Genomic DNA, 17,890 nt, shown 5'->3' with positions numbered 1-17,890 from the left:
CTTAGCACGTTTCGCCCGGGGAGGGCGTCGAGCGCGCCCGCTTCCCATGTTTCCAGGCCTATTCAGGGGGAGGGAGCAGGGACGGGAGATCCGAGCTCGGCGAGCTCCTGACGCGCGCGTTCGGCGTGGCGGCTCGACGGGTAACGGGTGGCGAGGAAGCGCAGCGTGGTGATGCGCGCCTCCTTGTCGCCCCGCTCCCGGAACTGCTCGGCGAGCTGATACAGCGCGTCCTCGGGAGGCTCTTCCAGGGCCTTCTCGGGGTCGGGATCCCGCGCGCATTGAAAGGGGGCCGTGGCGAGAGCACCGAGGACCAGAGCCGCGGCCGGCGCGCGAAGGAGCGGGAGAAACACAGACGCATCGTCGCCGGGCCGATTCCGCTGTCAACGATCCCGTGTAGAGCACGTGCGGCGAGGACGCCCGGCAGGTGGTCGGGCCAAACACCAGGACGTCGAATGAAAACACGTCTGGTTTCGGATCGTTGCGTAACGGCGCATGCCGCAGCGGGGTGTGGCGCGGCCGGATCCGAGGACCCGAGACCTCAGTTGAGGCCCGAAGATGCGGACGACGATCCTCACTGGAACGAGCGAAGAACGTGATTTCGGCCGATCGTTTGTGGTCCGTCGCCGGCACAGTCCGTGTATAGGTAGGTCCGTGTCCGCTGCCGCCGAGACACACGAGCGACGCGGTGGACATCCTCGGGTCACTCCAGGGCGACGTCTTCCGTCGAGCCTTCCTTTGGCGGACTCCGACACGAAAATTCGAGAGGTCAATCACGCGATGCGAACTTCCAAGGGATATAGGTGGCTGCTCTGCGCGGCGGCGCTGGGGTCGATCGCGGGCATCGCCGCGCCGGCAAGTGCGGACGATCTCGCCATCAACCGGTTCTACCCCTCTGCGGCCGGTGATCGGCTCTTCGGCGTCCAGTCGCCCTTCGTGAACGGGGAGCTCACGCCGCACGCCGCGCTCATCGTCGACTACGCGCACAACCCCCTCGTGCTGCGCCGCCGAAGCGACGACGAGTCGCTCGGCTCGGTCGTGAGCAACCAGCTCTATTTGCACCTCAACGGGTCGTTCGCGCTCTTCGAACGGCTGCTCGTCAACGTCGACGTCCCCGTCGCGCTCTACCAAAGCGGCGAGAACCCCACCAACACGCTCGGCATCAGCTCGCCGAGCGGCGCCGATTTCGGCGACCTGCGCCTCGGCCTCCGCCTGCGCGTGCTCGGCGACTACGACAGCCTCTTCCAGCTCGCCATCGGCGGCTACGTCTGGGTGCCCACGGGCACGGGCACGTTCGTGACGGACAACAGCGTCCGCGGCCTCCCGCAGGTGATCATCGGCGGCAAGCACGACCGGTTCGTGTACTCGGCCGCGATCGGCCCGGAGATTCGCCCCGACCAGAACTACTTCGGCAACGTCCTGCTCGGCACGACGTTCGTGGCGGGCGGCGGTATCGGCTTCCTGCTCGGCGAGGAGCGAAACTTCCAGATCGGCCCCGAGTTCAACGTCGTCGCCTCGATGCGCGAGACGACGCGGCAGAGCCTCAACGCCGAGGCGCTCGTCGGCGCGAAGTACCGCTTCGCGGACAACTTCGAGGCAGGCGTCGCCGCCGGCCCCGGCCTCGCCTCCGGCATCGGTACGCCGGACTTCCGCGTCGTCGGCTCGCTCGCGTACACGCCGAAGTGGACGGCGAAGGACACGGACCAGGACGGCATCGTCGACAAGGAGGACGCCTGCGTCGACGTGAAGGGCGTCAAGCACTCCGACCCGAAGAAGAACGGCTGCCCGTCGGATCGCGACGACGACACGATCCTCGACGTGCAGGACGCCTGCCCGGACCTGAAGGGCGTGGCGAACGCGGATCCGAAGAAGAACGGCTGCCCGCCGGACAGCGACGACGACGGCATCTACGACGACAAGGACGCCTGCCCGGATGTGAAGGGCGTGGCCGATCCGGATCCCGCGAAGAACGGCTGCCCGCCCGACAAGGACAAGGACGGCATCCTCGACGTGCAGGACGCCTGCATCGACGTGCCCGGCGTGGCCGATCCGGATCCGAAGAAGAACGGCTGCCCGCCGGACAAGGACAACGACGGCGTCTACGACGCGCAGGACGCGTGCCCGGACATCCCCGGCATCAAGACGAGCGATCCGGCGACGAACGGCTGCCCCGGCGACACCGACGGCGACACGATCCGCGACGACAAGGACGCCTGCCCGAACGAGAAGGGCAAGCCCGATCCGGATCCGAAGCAGAACGGCTGCCCGAAGGCGGTTCGCGTCACCGAGACCGAGGTCATCATCCTGCAGCAGGTGCAGTTCGACACGGCCAAGGCGACGATCCGCAAGGTCAGCGATACGCTGCTCGACGAGGTCGCGGCCGTGCTCAACGAGCATCCGGAGCTCATCAAGGTCGAGGTGCAGGGCCACACCGACAGCCGCGGCTCGAAGCAGCTCAACACGAAGCTCTCGCAGGCGCGCGCTGACGCGGTGAAGGCCGCGCTCGCCAAGCGCGGCGTGAGCGCGGATCGCCTCGCGACGATGGGCTACGGCCCGGATCGTCCGGCGGCCGACAACGCGACGGAAGAGGGCCGCCAGGCGAACCGCCGCGTGCAGTTCGTCATCCTCGAGAAGAAGATGAAGGACGGCTCGATCAAGAAGTACGAGAACGTCGCGCCGCCCGCGCCGCCGCCCGCCGCGCCGAAGGGTGCTGCTCCGAAGGGCGCCGCGCCTGCGGCCCCGAAGGGCGCGGCTCCCGCGCCTGCCGCGCCGAAGGGCGCTGCTCCCGCGCCTGCGGCCCCGAAGGGCGCGGCTCCCGCGCCTGCCGCCCCGAAGAAGGCTGCGCCGGCTCCCACCAAGAAGTGACGCGAGCGGGGCGTCCGCGAAAGCGGGCGCTCCGTATCACCCGCGGTCCGGAGGCTCGCAAGGGCCTCCGCGACCCCGTCTTCACGGCCTCGGTTCGCTCCCGCGAGGTGTGGGCCGAGATCTGCTTGGCGCTCCGGCTTCGGAAGCCGCGCCACCTCACGAGACGGCGGTCGTTCGGACCGCCGAGCATTCCGTTGGGACACCGAATGGACTGCGACAAGGGACATCGAACATGAGACGACATTGGCTTTTGGCGGGGCTCGCGAGCGTGACGGCGCTCGGGATCTGCGCTCGCGACGCTGCTGCCGCGCAGAACCTGCGCGTGCAGGTCGATCAGAGGGGCGACTTCCTCCTCATCGGCAACACGCTCGGCTACGACTGCGCAGGGAGCCCCCCCGCACCGGTGGTCGGCACCGTCGGGACGTGCGGCGCCGACGCGACGACCGACAGCGGCGTCGACATCCTGTGGCGCTCGGAGGAGCCGGGCGCCGGACAGGCCCAGACGAACACGGGCATCACGGTCGCGAACGCGCGGAGCACCGCGATCCTCACGATCCCAGCAGGTGCGACGGTTACGCACGCGTACCTCTACTGGGGCGCGACGCGCAGCTCCTCGGGCGCTGACACCACGGCTACGATCGACAGGCCGAACGGCTTCAGCGAAAACCTGACGTCGATCCAGAGCTACACGACGTCGACGCACAACGCCTACCAGAGTGTCGCCAACATCACGACGATCGTGCAGCAGCAAGGCTCGGGCGCATACCGCGTCTCGGGCGTAGACGTCGAGAACCCGGTCGGCCAAGGGACGGACGACGAAACCACGTTCGCGGGCTGGTACATGATCGTGCTCTACGAGCGCGCATCGGATCCGCCGCGCAACCTGGCGATCTTCGACGGGCTCGACATCGTGGCCAACGGCGCGCCGCAGAACGTGACGCTCTCGGGCTTCCTCGTCCCTCCGGCCTTCGCGAACGCCCGGCTCGGCGTCGTCGCCTTCGAGGGTGACACGACGCTCACCGGCGACTCGTTCTCGTTCGGCGCCGCGCCGCCGCTCTCGAACGCGCTGAACCCGGAGACCAACTTCTTCAACCGCACGCGCTCGAACCTCGGCCTCCCGGTCACGGTGGCCGGCGACCTGCCCCAGCTCACCGGAACGGCCGGCAGCCTCTCGGGCATGGACATGGACATCGTGGACATCACGAGCAAGCTCTCGGCGGGCCAGAAGTCCGCGCCGATCGCGGCGACGAGCACCCAGGAGCAGTACTGGCTCGCCGGCTTCGTGACGTCGATCCCGACGTACAAGCCCGACTTCTCCACGTCGGTCAAGACGGCCGTCGACGTCAACGGCGGCGCGCTCCTGGTGGGTGACACCGTCGAGTACACGATCGCCGTGACGAACACCGGCAACGACACGGCGATCAACACCGTGCTGAAGGACCCGCTCCCGATGGGCGTGACGTACGTGCCGGGCTCGATCGAGGTCGTCTCGGGCCCGAACACGGGCGCGAAGACCGACGCGCTCGCCGACGATCAGGGCGAGTACGACGCCGGCACGAACACGGTGTTCATCCGGATCGGCACGGGCGCAAACGCCATGAACGGCGGGACGATGCTCGTCAACGACACGACGACCGTGAAGTTCCGCGTGACCGTGAACCCGGACGCGACGGGCACGATCCTGAACCAGGCGATCATCACAGCCGCCGGCCAGACGGGCGCGTCGGCCGAGGACACGCCCACCGACGGCAACGGCCCGTCGCCGAACGAGCCGCCGACGCCGATCTACATCGATCAGTGCGCGTCGGACGCGAACTGCATGGCGCCCACGCCGGCCTGCAACGTGGCCGGGACGCCGAACACCTGCGTCCAGTGCGTGACGGACACGCACTGCGGCGGCGCGACGCCGTCGTGTGATGTCGCGACGAACACGTGCGTCTGCGTGCCAACGGGCGCGGAGATCTGCGACGGCCTCGACAACGACTGCAACGACACCATCGACGACGGCTTCAACGTCGGGATGGCGTGCTCGGCCGGCGAGGGCGCCTGCATGACCTCGGGCGTCTTCGCGTGCTTGCCGAACGGCACCTCGGCCTGCAACGCCTTCCCGGACGAGCCCGGCACCGAGACCTGCAACAACATCGACGACAACTGCGACGGCACCGTCGACGACGGCTTCAACGTCGGCATGGCGTGCTCAGCCGGCGTCGGCGCCTGCATGGCGTCGGGCGTCCTCGCATGCAACGCGATGGGCGTGTCGGCGTGCAACGCGGTCCCCGGCATGCCCGGGCCCGAGGTCTGCGGCGACGGCATCGACAACAACTGCGACGGCGTGACCGACGTCGGCTGCCAGGACTCCGACGGCGACGGCCTGCCCGACGACGTCGAGAACCAGGCCGGCACGGATCCGAACGACGCAGACTCGGACGACGACGGCGTGCCCGACGGCGAGGAGCCGGACTGGAACGTCGACACCGATGGCGACGGCCTCATCAATGCGCTCGATCCGGACAGCGACGACGACGGCCTCTTCGACGGCACCGAGCTCGGCAAGGACTGCACGAACCCGGCGACGGATCCGGACGCGCAGAGCTGCCGCCCCGACGCCGATCCGAGCACCACGACGGACCCGCTCGATCCGGACACGGACAACGGCGGCGTCTCCGACGGCGACGAAGATACGAACCTGAACGGCAAGATCGACGCGGGCGAGCGGGATCCGAACGATCCGGCCGACGATTCGAACGCGCCGACCGACAGCGACGGCGACGGCCTGAGCGACGATCTCGAAGAGCAAATCGGGACGAACCCGAACGACGCGGACTCGGACGACGATGGCGTGCTCGACGGCCAGGAGCCGAACCCGAGCGCGGACACCGACGGCGACGGGCTCATCAACGCGCTCGATCCGGACAGCGACAACGACGGCCTCTTCGACGGCACGGAGATGGGCAAGGACTGCTCGAATCCGGCCACGGACACGAGCAAGGGCAAGTGCATCGCCGACGAGGATCCCAGCACGACGACCTCGCCGCTCGACGCGGATACGGACAACGGCGGCGTCATCGACGGCTCCGAGGACGTGAACCGCAACGGCAAGGTGGATCCGGGCGAGATCGATCCGAACAACGGCAGCGACGACAGCACGAAGCTCGATAACGACAGCGATGGGCTGACGGACGACTACGAGAACGAGATCGGTACGAACCCGGACGATGCGGACTCGGACGACGACGGCGTCATCGACGGCGAGGAGCCCAACCCGACGGACGACACCGACGGCGACGGCATCATCAACGCGCTCGATCCGGACAGCGACGGCGACGGGCTGAAGGACGGCACGGAGATGGGCAAGAACTGCTCGAATCCGGCCACGGACGCGAGCAAGGGCAACTGCGTCCCCGACGGGGACAACGGCGCCACGACGACCTCGCCGGTGAACGCCGACACGGACGGCGGCGGCGTCTCCGACGGCGACGAGGACACGGACAAGGACGGCGTGATCGACCCAAACGAGCGGGATCCGAACGATCCGCAGGACGACAACGTCGTTCCGCCCACGGACTCGGACAACGACGGGCTGACGGACGACGAGGAGGCCGAGCTCGGGACCGATCCGAACGACGCGGACTCGGACGACGACGGCGTGCCCGACGGTCAGGAGCCGAAGCCTGGCGAGGACACGGACGGCGACGGGAAGATCAACGCGCTCGATCCGGACAGCGACAACGACGGGCTCTTCGACGGCACCGAGCTCGGCCTCGGCTGCTCGAACCCGGCCACGGACGCGGCGGCGGAGACCTGCATACCCGACGCGGACATGGGCAAGACGAAGACCGATCCGCTCGACGCGGACACGGACAACGGCGGCCTCAAGGACGGCGAAGAGGACAAGAACAAGAACGGCGTGGTCGACGCGGGCGAAAGCGATCCGCTCGATCCGGCGGACGACGCCGTGGACGGCACCATCCTGACGGGCCACGGCCTCTGCGCCGCGCGGCCCGGGAGCGATGCGACGCCTGGCGTGGGCTTCCTCCTCGCGCTCGCGGCGGGGACGGCGCTCATCCGCCGCCGAAGGCGCGGCTGATCGGTAGGTAGGGAGCTCTCCGAGCGCGGTAGGCCGCGCCCGGAAGTGATGCAGCGCCGCGGTCCTTTTCGAGGGCCGCGGCGCTTCGTTTTTTGGAGGGGGCGAACGTCGCGTGTCCGGGCGGCACGAGGACCACGAGCGCGCGCGTCGCCCCCACGTGGAGCGTCATCGCAGCGATGGTGGTATCCTTCCCTGCATGCGTGTTCGAGCCTCCATGCTTGCGCTGTCGATCGCCTTGCCGGCGGCGCTGTTCGTATCGCCACACTCGCCCCACACGGGCCCGCAAGAAGCTGCGGCGGCGGTCTCGGTGGTCGTCTCGCTCGACGAGCTCGTGACGGGCTCGTCGTTCGTCGTCGTCGCGAAGGCGGCTGAACGACAGAGCATGTGGGAGGACACGCCGAACGGCCGGCGGATCGTCACGTACACGCGTCTCGACGTGGAGCGTTCCGTGGTCGGCGAGTCGGGGACGCAGGTGTGGGTGCGGACGCTCGGCGGGGTCGTGGGGGACGTCGGGCAGTGGGTCTCGGGCGAGGCCGTGATCCCGCCCGGAGAGCGCTCGCTTTTGTTTCTGCACAAAACGTCGACAGCCGTCGTGGTGACGGCGATGGCGCAAGGGCATTACCCCGTGATCACCACGGAGGGGGGCGTGCTGAAGCTCGCGCCGAGCCCGGACGCAGGGACGATGCTGCCGCGGACCGGGCCCAGCATCGGGGCGCGTGAGGTGCTCGTGGGGGCGACGCTTTCGCGCGCGCTCGTGGCCATCGAGGAGGTGAAGCGTGCGCCGCGTGAACGCAAGTAACCGGGGACGCTTCGCGCCGATCGCAGCCGGGCTCTCGCTCGTCGCAGCGACGCTGCTGCTCGCGCCAACGGCCTCCGCCTACTGCCGCACGACGAGCTGCAAGGGCGTCGGGACCGGCGCGCGTTGCTCGCCCGTGCGCCCCACCGACTGCGGCGTCGAGCTCTTCTGGAAGAGCCCGTGCGTCGGCTTCTCCATGCAGAAGGACGCGTCGGTGCAGATCGACCTCGACGACGCGACGCAGATCTTCGTGGATGCCTTCAAGAAATGGACCGACGCGGACTGCGGCGACGGCAAACATCCGCGCATCAAGGTCGTGAACCTCGGCCCCGTGGAGTGCCACGCGCACGAGTACAACAAGAAGGCGGGCAACGCGAACGTCATCCTGTTCCACGACGACGTGTGGCCGCACGCCGGTGCGGGGAGCACGCTCGCGCTGACCACGGTCACGTACAACGTCGACACTGGCGAGATCTACGACGCCGACATGGAGCTCAACGGGGCGAACGTCGAGTTCACGACCGGCATCGACAACGTCCTCTACGACCTGCCCTCGATCGCGACGCACGAGACGGGCCATTTCCTCGGCATGTCGCACTCCGCGGACGGGACCGCGACGATGTTCGCCGACTACATGCCGGGCTCGACCGACCTGCGATCGCTAGAGAACGACGACATCGAGGGCATCTGCGCAGCCTACCCGCCCGGCGATCCGATCCCCGCATCCTGTGATCCCACGCCGCGCCGCGGCTTCGAGTCGCAGTGCAATCCGCCGGACATCACGCCCGAGGACGGGAGCTGTTGCACGACGGCCCCGGGCGCGCCTCGATCCGCGGGCGGAAGCGCGCTCGCGGCCCTCGCCCTCGCCCTCAGCCTCGCGGCGAAGCGGCGTGCCGAGCGCGCGCGTCCATGACGAGCCTGGAAGCGCCGCCGTACGACGTCGTCTGGGTCGACGAGGCGCGCGCGCTCGGAGGCGCGATCGAGCGCGCCATGAAGGCGAAGGAAATCGCGGTGGACGTGGAGGCGAACGGCCTCTTCGTCTACCGCCCCCGCCTCTGCGCCGCGCAGATCGCCTGGGAGGAAGGGGATTCGACGGTCGTCCTGATCGTCGACACGCTCGCGACGAGCGCGGCCGCGCTCGAACCACTCCTCGGCCCCGAGGGGCCGATCAAGGTGCTGCACGATCTCACGTTCGACGCGCGCATGCTCGCCGAGGTCGGCGCGCCGCTCGCGCGCGTACGCGACACCTCGGTGACGGCGCGGCTCCTCGGCCAGAAGGCGACGGGGCTCGCGTCCGTGCTCGCGGCGGAGCTCGGCGTCGTCCTCGACAAACGCTTTCAGCAACACGACTGGTCGCGAAGGCCCGTTTCATCGGCGGAACGGCGTTATCTCGGGGACGACGTCGCGTACCTCCTGCGGCTCGATCGCGCGCTCGCCGCGAAGGCGGCGGCGATCGACATCGAAGCCGAGATCGAGGAGGAGTGCGCGTACAAGCTCCGCGCCGCGCTCGCGCCTCCGCGGGAGACACGTCCCTCGTACGTGCGGATCAAGGGCGCACAGAAGCTCGATCCGCCGGGCCGCGCCGCGCTGCGGAGCCTCGTCGCCGCGCGCGAGGCGATCGCCGAGGCCGCCGATGTGCCGCCGTTCAAGATCGTCACGAACGAGATCTTGATCGAGCTCGCGCAGAGGCGTCCGACCTCGGTCCCGGAGCTCGGCCACGTGCCCGGCGCGCTCTCGGGCCGCGCGGGGAGGCACGCGGCGAGGTGGCTCGAGGCGATCACGCGTGGCGCGGCCGAAGGGAACGTGCCGCCCGAGGAGGAAGCGCTCTTCGGGGTCGCGCCGGTCGATCGGAAGGAGATCGCGCGGCGGCGGGAGATCGAGGCGAAGATCAGCGCGTTCCGGCGCGCCGAGGCGAAGCGCCGCGGCATCGACGAGCAGGCCGTGCTGCCGGGGCATTGCGCGCAGGATGTCGCGAGCATCCTGTTCACGGCGGCGGGGGAAGATTCCGCGGCGACGCTGGCGCGGATCGCGGCGATCCCAGGGCTCGGAGCGAAGCGGGTCGAGCGGTACGGCAAGCGCCTTGCGTCGCTGCTCACGGCGCCAGGCGAGCAGGCACGGGGGAGCGCGCAGCGCGAGGAGTCGTGAGCGGGGCCGGCGCGCCGTTGCTCGTCGTCGCGGGCGAGGCCTCGGGGGATCGCATCGCGGCCGAGGTGCTGCGCGCGCTCGGTCCGGCCGTGCGCGCGTTCGGCATCGGGGGACGTGGTTGCAGGGCGCAGGCCATGGCGACGCTCGCGGATACGTCGGACGTCGCCGCGATGGGCACGCTCGACGTGCTCCGCAAGGCGCCGGCGCTCGGGCGATCGCTCGCCGCGCTGCTCGGCCGGATCCGAAAGGATCCACCGCGCGCTGCGTTGCTCGTGAACTTCACGGAGCTCAACGCGCGGCTCGGGCGGGCGCTGAGGCGCCGCGGGACACGTGTCCTGTGGGCCGTCGCGCCGCAGGTCTGGGCCTGGCGTGCGGGGAGGATCCGCGCGCTCCACGATGCCGTCGATCGGCTCGCCGTCGTCCTGCCGTTCGAGGAGTCGCTCTGGCGCGACGCGGGGTACGACGCGCGGTTCGTGGGGCATCCGTCCGCCGACGCGCCACGCCTTCCCCGCGAGGTCGCGCGCGCGCGGCTCGGGCTCGGCGCCGGTCGCGCCGTCGCCGTGCTCCCGGGCAGCCGCGCCGGCGAGATCACGCGCCTCGCGCCACTCTTCTGCGAGGCCGCCTCAAGGCTCACGGCCCGCGGCGACGTGGACGAAGCGCGCGTGCTCGTGGCCCCGTGGCTCGACGCGCGCGCCCGCGACGAGCTCGAACGTGCGGCTCGCCGTGCCGGCGTCGGGATCACCGAAGCCGACGCGGAGCATGGCGCATCTCCGCTGCTCGGGGCCTTCGATCTCGCGCTTTGCGCTTCGGGCACGGCTTGTCTGGAGGCAGCGCTCGCCGGGCTGCCCACGGTCATCGGCTACCGCGTCGATCCCCTCACCTACGCCCTCGCGCGCCGCCTCGTGCGCACGCCGCACATCGGCCTGCCGAACGTTCTGCTCGACCGCCGCGCCTCCCCCGAGCTGCTTCAGGACGCGTGCTCGGCCCGCGAGCTCGCCACGACCGCCGCGTCCCTCGCGAACGACGAGTCCCGTGCGCGCGCCCAAGCCGACGCCCGCGAGCTCGAAGCGCGGCTCCGTTCGCCTTCCCCGGGCACGTTCGGCGCGCGCGTCGCGGCCCTGCTGGAGCCGTGGCTCTGATCCTTTGACCCCAAATGATCAGGTGCGCGGCGAGGACGACGTACCCGATCCAGCCCGCTTCTCCGGTTTGGCGTGCATCGCCTCGAAGGCGCTCACGACCTCCCGGGAAAACTCTTCCACCACCGCTCGATGCGCCCCGAGCCCGCCGTCGAGCCCTGCGCGCGCCTTCTCCAGCGCGGCGCTCACGTGCTCGGCACGCTGCCGCGCGAGCACCCGAAACGCGAGCATCCGACCCGCGGGGACCGCGATGAGCGCGATCGTCGCGGGCGACCAGGCGAAGGCCGGCGCAGCGCGCGTGATGGAACCGAGATCCGTGAGCGGCGAGCGCGACAGCCACACCGCGAGCACGGCCTGGTAGCCCTCGGCGACCGTCGACGGCAGACCGTCGCACATCTCGTGCAGCGGCACCCGCTGCGTCTCCACGTGCACGCGCCGCAGGCCTTGCCACATCAGGAGCCGCTTCGGCGGAGGCACGCCGCGGAAGCTCGCCGAGCCCGTCCACCACCGCACCGACGTATCCGCGCGGTTGAGCTCCATCACGCGCGCGAACGTCGCGTGGCGGGCGAGCGCCGCGCCCACGTCGCGCGGCGGCGGAACGTGGCCACACAATTCGAACACGCTCCGCAGCAGGCGCATGTAGCGCCCCTTCGTGAAGAGCCCGCCGAGCTCGTGGTTCGTCACCTGCAAGACGTCGTTCAGCGCCGCGGCGAGGGCCCACTCGTGCTCGTCGAGCTCCGGCAACGTGTCGACCGGCGCGAGGAGCCGCGCGCGCCTCACCCGCGCGACGTCGATCCGCGAGCGCAGGTCCGCGTCGACGATGTGCCTCCCCTCCCCGAGCTTCGTCCCGGCTTGCCCGAACGGCCGCGCGAGATGCAATTTTCCGCCGAGAACGAGGGGCGCGACGATCCCTGCGACGAGCTCTTCGAACCGTTCGTCGTCGCTCGCCAAGCTAGCCTCCGCTGCCCGCGCCCCCGGGGAGCGCGGGGAGTGCGCCGTCGTCGCCTGCGTTGACGTCCCGCAGCGGCCGGAGCCCCACGCCGCCGAGCGTCACCTCGGGCAGCTCCGTGGCCAGCGCCGACGAGAGCGCGTCCGCGAAGCGATCGGCCGCGAGCGGGAGCCACGCCTGCGCTTCGAGCACGGCCGCTTCGAGCGAGACGAACCCCTCCTCGGGCACGCCGAGCACGGTGCCGTCGCGGCCGATGAAGAGCACCTGCCCCGGCGGCGCGCCAAGCGAGCGATAAAGCACGTCAGGCGCGACCGCGGGCACCACGTCGTAGCCCGCGGGCACGTAGAGTTGCTTGTGCACCTCGCGGAAGAACTGCCCTACGGGGATGCCCTCGATGCCCGTCGGATGGCGAACGATCGCGCCGCGCTCGGTGAACGCGACGCGCGCCGCGCGCAGGCTCTCCGGCCCGAGCGCGTAGGCGATGCGGCGCAGCACCGGCAGGTCCTCGGCCTCGACCCAGGTCGCGGTCACGTGCCGCCACGGATCGAGCGTGGGCACGAGGCGCAGCGCGACCGAGACGGACGTCGTCGGCTGGGCGCTCGCGTGCGCAGCCGCCACGTCCTTGCGCATCTCCATGCGGGCGAAGGCGCGCACGTCGCCGAGCGCGGGCAACTTCGGGATCTCCAGCGGATCGAGCCCGTGGCCGCGAAAAAGAACGAGGCCCGTCTCCGCGAAAACGGGGCACGCGCGGAGGTTCACGGGGTGCCGAAAACCGACCTCCACGGCCGTGCCCGGCGCGGCCGGGACGAACATCGAAAGGCCCGGCGTCCGCGTGAGCAGCGGGATCATGCGCTCCGGCAGCTCGGGCACGCGAAACAGGTACCGGACGACCGGCCCGTCTCGAAGCTCGACGCCGGCGGCCACTCGGCGACGCCGACCTCGGCCGTGACACCCGAGCGTACGAAGTAGTGGATCAGCGCCGGCCCGAGCCCGGCCTCCGCGGCGAGCCAGCGCGGCCCGGGCTCGCGCCCCGTCGAAGGATCCGCGTGCGGCTCGAGGCGCAGCACGAGCGAGCGCACGTCGATCTTCCGCTCCGCCTCGTAGCTCTGCGAAAACGTGTTGTGGTAGAGCCAGAGCGTCGCGTCGCCCGCGCTGATCTGCGCCACGTCGTAGCCGAAGGGCGCCGCTGCGTCGCGGTACTGGACGAAGTGGCGACTCGTCCCGGTGAACGTGTATCCGCCCGCGAGGCGCGCGATCTCGGCGATCCGGTCCATGCGATCGCTCGTCTCCGCCGCGAACGTGAGCGTCACCTCACGCGCCCCGAGCTTCGAGCGCACGACCTCGATCGCGAGCGACCGGAGGATGTCGGCGAGCGAGCCTTGCCTCGTGTAGAGCGCGAGGAATGCGACGAGCCGATCGATCGAGGGCAGGAGGACCACGCCCTTCGCGCCGAGCGCCACGCCGCGCGCGTCCAGGCCGAGGCCCGGCGTGCGGAGCCTCGTCTGGTGGACCGCGACCCGCTCGAGCATGCGCTAGCTCCTCTTCGCGTCTCCTGCGCTCGCCGGTTCACCCGAATCCGGCGGGCACGTGGCCGAGAGGCTAGGGGCTCGGCCCGAGACCGTCAAGCGAGCGCGCTCTCAGGTGCACCTGCCGCCTTTTGGCTCGTGCGACGATTGTGTACCCTTGGGCGGGCCCGCGTACCACGGGCCTACGTACACCCTCGGCCGGCAACCGGCGATTAGGGAGTCCCGAGCAAGGCATGGCACGCACCCAGCAGCTCATCGCCGGGCGATTTCAGGTCGAGCGCGAGGTCGGACGTGGCGCCGTCGGCATCGTGTTCCGCGCGTTCGACACGGTCTCCCAGCGGCGCGTCGCCCTGAAGATCATCGCCGCAGGCGAGTCCGATCCCGGCGAGCGCACCCGCCTCCTGCAAGAAGGCAAGCTCCTGAGCGAGCTCGATCATCCAGGGATCGTCCAGGTCGTGGCCTACGGCGCCCTCGACTCGAGTTACACCGCCGCGCTCGGCCGCAAGTTCGACGAGGGCACGCCCTTCATCGCCATGGAGTGGCTCGAAGGCGAGGACCTGCTCACGCGCCAGCTCCGCGCCGCGCTCACGATGCGCCAGGCCCTCGACATCGCGCGTCAGGTCGCCTTCGCGCTCGCCGCCGCTCACGACGCCGGCGTCGTCCACCGCGACATCAAGCCCTCGAACATCTTCGTCCTGTCGAGCCGCTTCCCCGATCCCGACTCGCCCCCCGTCTCCACGCGCACGACGCGCAGGACCCGCGACGAAGGCGAGCCTTCCCCCGAGCAGCTCACCTCGAAGCTCGTCGATTTCGGCGTCGCGACCTCGCGCGACATGCGCCTGACCGGCAACGACATCTTCGTCGGCACCCCCGCGTACATGGCCCCCGAGCAGGCCCGCGGCGACGCCATCGCCGACGCGCGCAGCGACATCTACTCGCTCGGCGCGACGCTCTTCGAGCTGCTCACGGGAAGGCCCCCGCACATCGGATCGAACTCGATCGCCACGATCGCGCTGCTCGCCACGACGCCCGCGCCCCGCTTGAGCGAGCTGCTCCTCGACGTCCCTGAGGCTCTCGACGAGCTCGTCGCGCGCATGCTCATGTCGGAGCGCGAGCACCGCCCGACGTCGTCGCGCGAGGTCGCGCTCGAGCTCGACGCGCTCTGCCGTGATCCATCCGTCCCCGAGGTCGCGCGCGCGCTCGCCACGTCGACCGAGCCGCCGCCCATGAACACGCGGCTCGTCACGACGCTCGTCGCGCTGCAGGTCGGCTCGCGCAAGGAGCAACGCCTTCAGCTCCTCGAACGACTGCGCGAGCGCGGCGCCGACGCCCTGCCCCTCGGCACCGACTCGATCGTCGCGCACCTCGGCATGCGCCAGTCGCACGGCGACGAGGCCACGAACGCCCTCGATCTCGGCCGCTGGCTCGCTGAGCTCGGCGCGTGCGTGGGCGTCTCCACGGGCCGCACGCGGCTCGATCGCGTCAAATCCGCGGGCGACGTCGTCGATCGCGCGAGCGCCCTCGCCCGGAAGGCGGGCGAGGCAAACCTGCTCTGCGACGGCACGACGAAGGACCTCGACAAGGGCTTCTTCCAGTTCGACCCGGTCCCGGGCGGCCATTTCAAGGTCGGCGCCCGCGCCAAGCCCGAGGGCCGCAAGACCGAGCAGTTCATCGGCCGCGAAGCCGAGCTCATCAACGCGCTCGCGCAGTACGAGCGCTGCGTCGACGATCGCACGCCGATCATCGTCACGATCTCGGGCCCACCCGGCATCGGCAAGAGCCGCCTCGGCCGCGAGTTCGTCAACCGCATCACGACGCGCGACGAACCCCCGCTGCTCGTGCGCGTGCGTTGCGAATCCTTCGGCCGCGCCCAGGCCCTCGGCGTCGCCACCGACGCCCTCCGCGCCATGCTCGGCCTTCCGAAAGGCGCGAGCCTCGAACAGGTCGAGCAAGCTCTACGCGTACGCAAGCTCCGGAGCGGCGACAGCACCTTGCTCTCGCGCCTGCTCGCGAACCAGCCCTTCGACGACGGCCTCGATCCGCGCGGCGCCCGCGACTCGCTTTACCTCTCGATGACCGAGCTCGCCCTCGGCGCCGCCTCCAGCGGCACCTGTGTCCTGCTCTTCGAGGACGCGCAGTGGTCGGACCCCGAGAGCATCTCCTGGATCGAGCACCTGCTCGGCCGCGCCACGAACCTGCCCCTGTTCGTGATGATGGTCATGCGACCGGGCTTCTGGCGAGATCAAGGCCAGCGTTTCGTCGGCCGAGATCACGTGCGGATCGACCTGCGCCCGATGTCGAAGAAGGCCACGCGCGAGATCGCCCGCGCCATCATCGGCGAGGGTGCGGACGAGGCCGTGCTGAACCGCGTCGCCGAGCAAGCCGCGGGCTCGCCGCTCTTCGCCGAGGAGCTCGCGCGCGTCATCGCCGCGGGCAAGGACGTCACCACAGCGGCCACGATCGAGGCCGCGATCCAGGTCAGCCTCGACGCCCTCGACGACGCGACGCGCGAGGCCGTCGTGCGCATGAGCGTCCTCGGCCTGAGCGTGTGGGACTCCGGCATCAGCGCCGTCGGCGTCGCGGACGCGGACGGCGCCTTGAAAAAGCTCATCGCCGCGGAGCTGCTCGTCGAGCACGGCGCGAGCCGCTTCGCCGGCACGCGCGAGTTCCTCTTCAAGCACGCCCTCGTCCGCGACGTCGCCTACGCCTCGGCGAACGAGGAGCTCCGCAAGCAGATCCACGCCGCCGCAGCCGAATGGCTCGCCAACATGGGCGAGGATGCCGCGACCGTCGCGCAGCACTTCGACCTCGGCGCGCAGCAAGAGAAGGCCGCCGTCTACTGGGAGACCGCCGCGCGGCGCGCCCTCGCCACGAACTCGCTCGGAGAGGCCGTGAAGATGGCCGAACGAGCGCTCATGTTCGCGACGGACAAACCCACCGCATTCGGCCGCGCGGTGCTGCTCGACGAGGCCCACAGCCGCCTCGACGCGAAGTCCTCCGAGCGCAAGGAGGCCATCGACGCGATGGCCGAAAACGTATTCGACGAGGAGAGCGAGATCCGCTCCCTCGGCGCGCGCGTCCGGTACGACTACGTGCTCGGCGCCGGCTTCGACGTCGAAGCCCGCCTCATTCAGTGCCGCGATCGCGCCGCGACGCTCGGCCTCGTCGAGGAAGAGGCGCGCTGCTCGGCGTCGCTCGCGAACCTCTACGCCTACGCAGGCCAGCTCGACCTCGCCGAGCGCGAGACACGTGTCCTGCTCGACCTCACCGAGCACCGCTCGATCGACTGGGCCGCCGTCGACGCCTGGCAGGCCCTCGCGGTCGTGCGGCAGACGCAGGGCCAGCTCGGGGCAGCGCTCGATGCCCGGCGCAACGCGGCCCGCGCCGCGAAGAGCGCAGGCCTGCAAGAGCGCGAGGCCATGCTCATCACGAACGTCGGCTTCGCCCTGACCACGATCGGCGCACGCCACGAGGCCCTGCACCAGCTCGAGGCGGGCCTCGCGAAGGCCTCCGCGATCGGCAGCCCCGGAACGGTGCGCAACGCGCAGATGAACCTGCTCTGCTGGGCCGCGACGTTCGGCCCCGACAGCCGCCTCGACGGGGCCCTCACCGAGCCCCGCGCGAGCGCCGACGAAGCGACCGTCGCCTGGTTCCACAAGGATCGCGTGACGCTCGGCACGCTCTTCTACCGCGGCTGCGAGCTCTTGCGCACGGACGGCACGGGCAACATCCCGCGCGCGCGATCGCTGCTCAAGACGGCGACCGAGGCCTACCGCGCCTCGCAAAACCGTGACGTCCTGCCCGTCGCGCTCGGCTTCTGGGCCGAGGCCGAGCGTCGCTTCGGCAACTCCGACCAGGCGATCGAGCTCGCCCGCGAGGCCGCGCGCCTCGTCGAATCCGGGGCGCCGAGCCTGCTCAACGAAGCCTCGATCTACCTGACGCTGCACGACGCCTACGTCGACATCGGCGACCTGAAGAGCGCCCGCGACGCGATCGAGCGCGCCGTCCCTCACCTCGAGCGCCGCCTGAAGGGCCTCGAAGGCACGCCCTACGCGCACGCCTTCCTGGTGAACCTCCCGCACAACGCAGGCCTGCTCGCCGCCGCCGAAGCCTACGGCTGCGTCACGAAGCCCATCGAGCAGGTCCTCGCTCTCCCTCCCTCCGAAAGCTAGGGGAGTTCCACGGCGTGGCGCCGGGGTTTCACCCCGGGCCCGTCTGGTCAACGATGGGGCGTAGCTCGGCAAGCCAAGCCACGCCCCAAACCCCGGGGCTGTCCACCCCTCGACCCGGACCAGGGCCAGCCCTGGACCTTTGGTGCATCGACCTCGGTGCGGCCGATACCAACGGGAGGGGCCCGCCAGCGCCCCTCCACGCAGCCGTTGGTACACA

Annotated in this window: 12 protein-coding genes; 7 read left to right on the top strand and 5 right to left on the bottom strand. The window is 70.6% G+C overall.

The window, feature by feature from the left end; translation table 11 throughout:
* Positions 1–62: 62 nt before the first annotated feature.
* Positions 63–350 (bottom strand): tetratricopeptide repeat protein, encoded by a 288-nt coding sequence (locus tag POL67_RS18845; protein WP_271918931.1) that lies wholly within the window; start codon positions 348–350, stop codon positions 63–65.
* A gap of 427 nt (positions 351–777) precedes the next feature.
* Between POL67_RS18845 and POL67_RS18840 the strand changes: the two genes are divergently transcribed.
* Together POL67_RS18840 and POL67_RS18835 are read left to right on the top strand one after the other, a co-directional pair.
* Complete coding sequence (locus POL67_RS18840; RefSeq protein ID WP_271918929.1) at positions 778–2,862, top strand: OmpA family protein; 2,085 nt, start codon at positions 778–780, stop codon at positions 2,860–2,862.
* Positions 2,863–3,094: 232 nt separating this feature from the next.
* Entirely contained in the window at positions 3,095–6,949 is a 3,855-nt protein-coding gene (locus POL67_RS18835; RefSeq protein WP_271918927.1) for a MopE-related protein, read from the top strand.
* Here POL67_RS18835 and POL67_RS18830 read toward each other — a convergent pair.
* On the bottom strand, positions 6,924–7,118 hold the full coding sequence (locus POL67_RS18830; RefSeq protein WP_271918926.1) for a hypothetical protein: 195 nt from the start codon (positions 7,116–7,118) through the stop codon (positions 6,924–6,926). The genes POL67_RS18835 and POL67_RS18830 overlap by 26 nt on opposite strands.
* Before the next feature lie 27 nt (positions 7,119–7,145).
* On the opposite strand from POL67_RS18830, the gene POL67_RS18825 reads away from it, so the two are divergent.
* Genes POL67_RS18825 through lpxB form a run of 4 tightly spaced genes read left to right on the top strand, consistent with a single transcriptional unit; the run spans position 7,146 to position 11,029 of the window.
* Positions 7,146–7,748, top strand: a complete 603-nt coding sequence (locus POL67_RS18825) for a hypothetical protein (protein WP_271918924.1) — start codon at positions 7,146–7,148, stop codon at positions 7,746–7,748.
* A complete protein-coding gene (locus POL67_RS18820) occupies positions 7,735–8,658 on the top strand; it encodes a matrixin family metalloprotease (RefSeq protein ID WP_271918923.1) in 924 nt (307 codons plus the stop codon). Before POL67_RS18825 ends, POL67_RS18820 begins: the two co-directional genes overlap by 14 nt.
* A complete protein-coding gene (locus POL67_RS18815; protein ID WP_271918921.1) occupies positions 8,655–9,890 on the top strand; it encodes an HRDC domain-containing protein in 1,236 nt (411 codons plus the stop codon). Before POL67_RS18820 ends, POL67_RS18815 begins: the two co-directional genes overlap by 4 nt.
* Positions 9,887–11,029: a lipid-A-disaccharide synthase gene (gene lpxB, locus POL67_RS18810; RefSeq protein ID WP_271918919.1), complete on the top strand. Its 1,143-nt coding sequence runs from the start codon at positions 9,887–9,889 to the stop codon at positions 11,027–11,029. The genes POL67_RS18815 and lpxB overlap by 4 nt, the downstream gene beginning before the upstream one ends.
* 18 nt (positions 11,030–11,047) lie before the next feature.
* On the opposite strand, the gene POL67_RS18805 is transcribed toward lpxB, so the two are convergent.
* From POL67_RS18805 to POL67_RS18795, 3 genes are read right to left on the bottom strand one after another with little or no spacing between them, the layout of a single operon-like run.
* Positions 11,048–11,977 (bottom strand): hypothetical protein, encoded by a 930-nt coding sequence (locus tag POL67_RS18805; protein ID WP_271918917.1) that lies wholly within the window; start codon positions 11,975–11,977, stop codon positions 11,048–11,050.
* Position 11,978: 1 nt separating this feature from the next.
* Positions 11,979–12,845, bottom strand: coding sequence for a hypothetical protein (locus POL67_RS18800; protein ID WP_271918915.1), 867 nt, complete (start codon positions 12,843–12,845; stop codon positions 11,979–11,981).
* On the bottom strand, positions 12,821–13,504 hold the full coding sequence (locus tag POL67_RS18795; RefSeq protein ID WP_271918913.1) for a hypothetical protein: 684 nt from the start codon (positions 13,502–13,504) through the stop codon (positions 12,821–12,823). Before POL67_RS18795 ends, POL67_RS18800 begins: the two co-directional genes overlap by 25 nt.
* Positions 13,505–13,734: 230 nt before the next feature.
* Between POL67_RS18795 and POL67_RS18790 the strand changes: the two genes are divergently transcribed.
* A complete protein-coding gene (locus POL67_RS18790; RefSeq protein ID WP_271918911.1) occupies positions 13,735–17,673 on the top strand; it encodes a serine/threonine-protein kinase in 3,939 nt (1,312 codons plus the stop codon).
* Positions 17,674–17,890: the final 217 nt, after the last annotated feature.

This window comes from Polyangium mundeleinium (assembly GCF_028369105.1).
GTDB lineage: Bacteria > Myxococcota_A > Polyangia > Polyangiales > Polyangiaceae > Polyangium > Polyangium mundeleinium.
This window is presented reverse-complemented; position numbering and strand designations above follow the sequence as displayed.

Coding starts and splice junctions, on each gene's coding strand:
- POL67_RS18840 (WP_271918929.1), top strand. CDS start 778: ATGCGAACTTCCAAGGGATATAGGTGGCTGCTCTGCGCGGCGGCGCTG.
- POL67_RS18835 (WP_271918927.1), top strand. CDS start 3,095: ATGAGACGACATTGGCTTTTGGCGGGGCTCGCGAGCGTGACGGCGCTC.
- POL67_RS18830 (WP_271918926.1), bottom strand. CDS start 7,118: ATGACGCTCCACGTGGGGGCGACGCGCGCGCTCGTGGTCCTCGTGCCG.
- POL67_RS18825 (WP_271918924.1), top strand. CDS start 7,146: ATGCGTGTTCGAGCCTCCATGCTTGCGCTGTCGATCGCCTTGCCGGCG.
- POL67_RS18815 (WP_271918921.1), top strand. CDS start 8,655: ATGACGAGCCTGGAAGCGCCGCCGTACGACGTCGTCTGGGTCGACGAG.
- POL67_RS18795 (WP_271918913.1), bottom strand. CDS start 13,504: ATGCTCGAGCGGGTCGCGGTCCACCAGACGAGGCTCCGCACGCCGGGC.
- POL67_RS18790 (WP_271918911.1), top strand. CDS start 13,735: ATGGCACGCACCCAGCAGCTCATCGCCGGGCGATTTCAGGTCGAGCGC.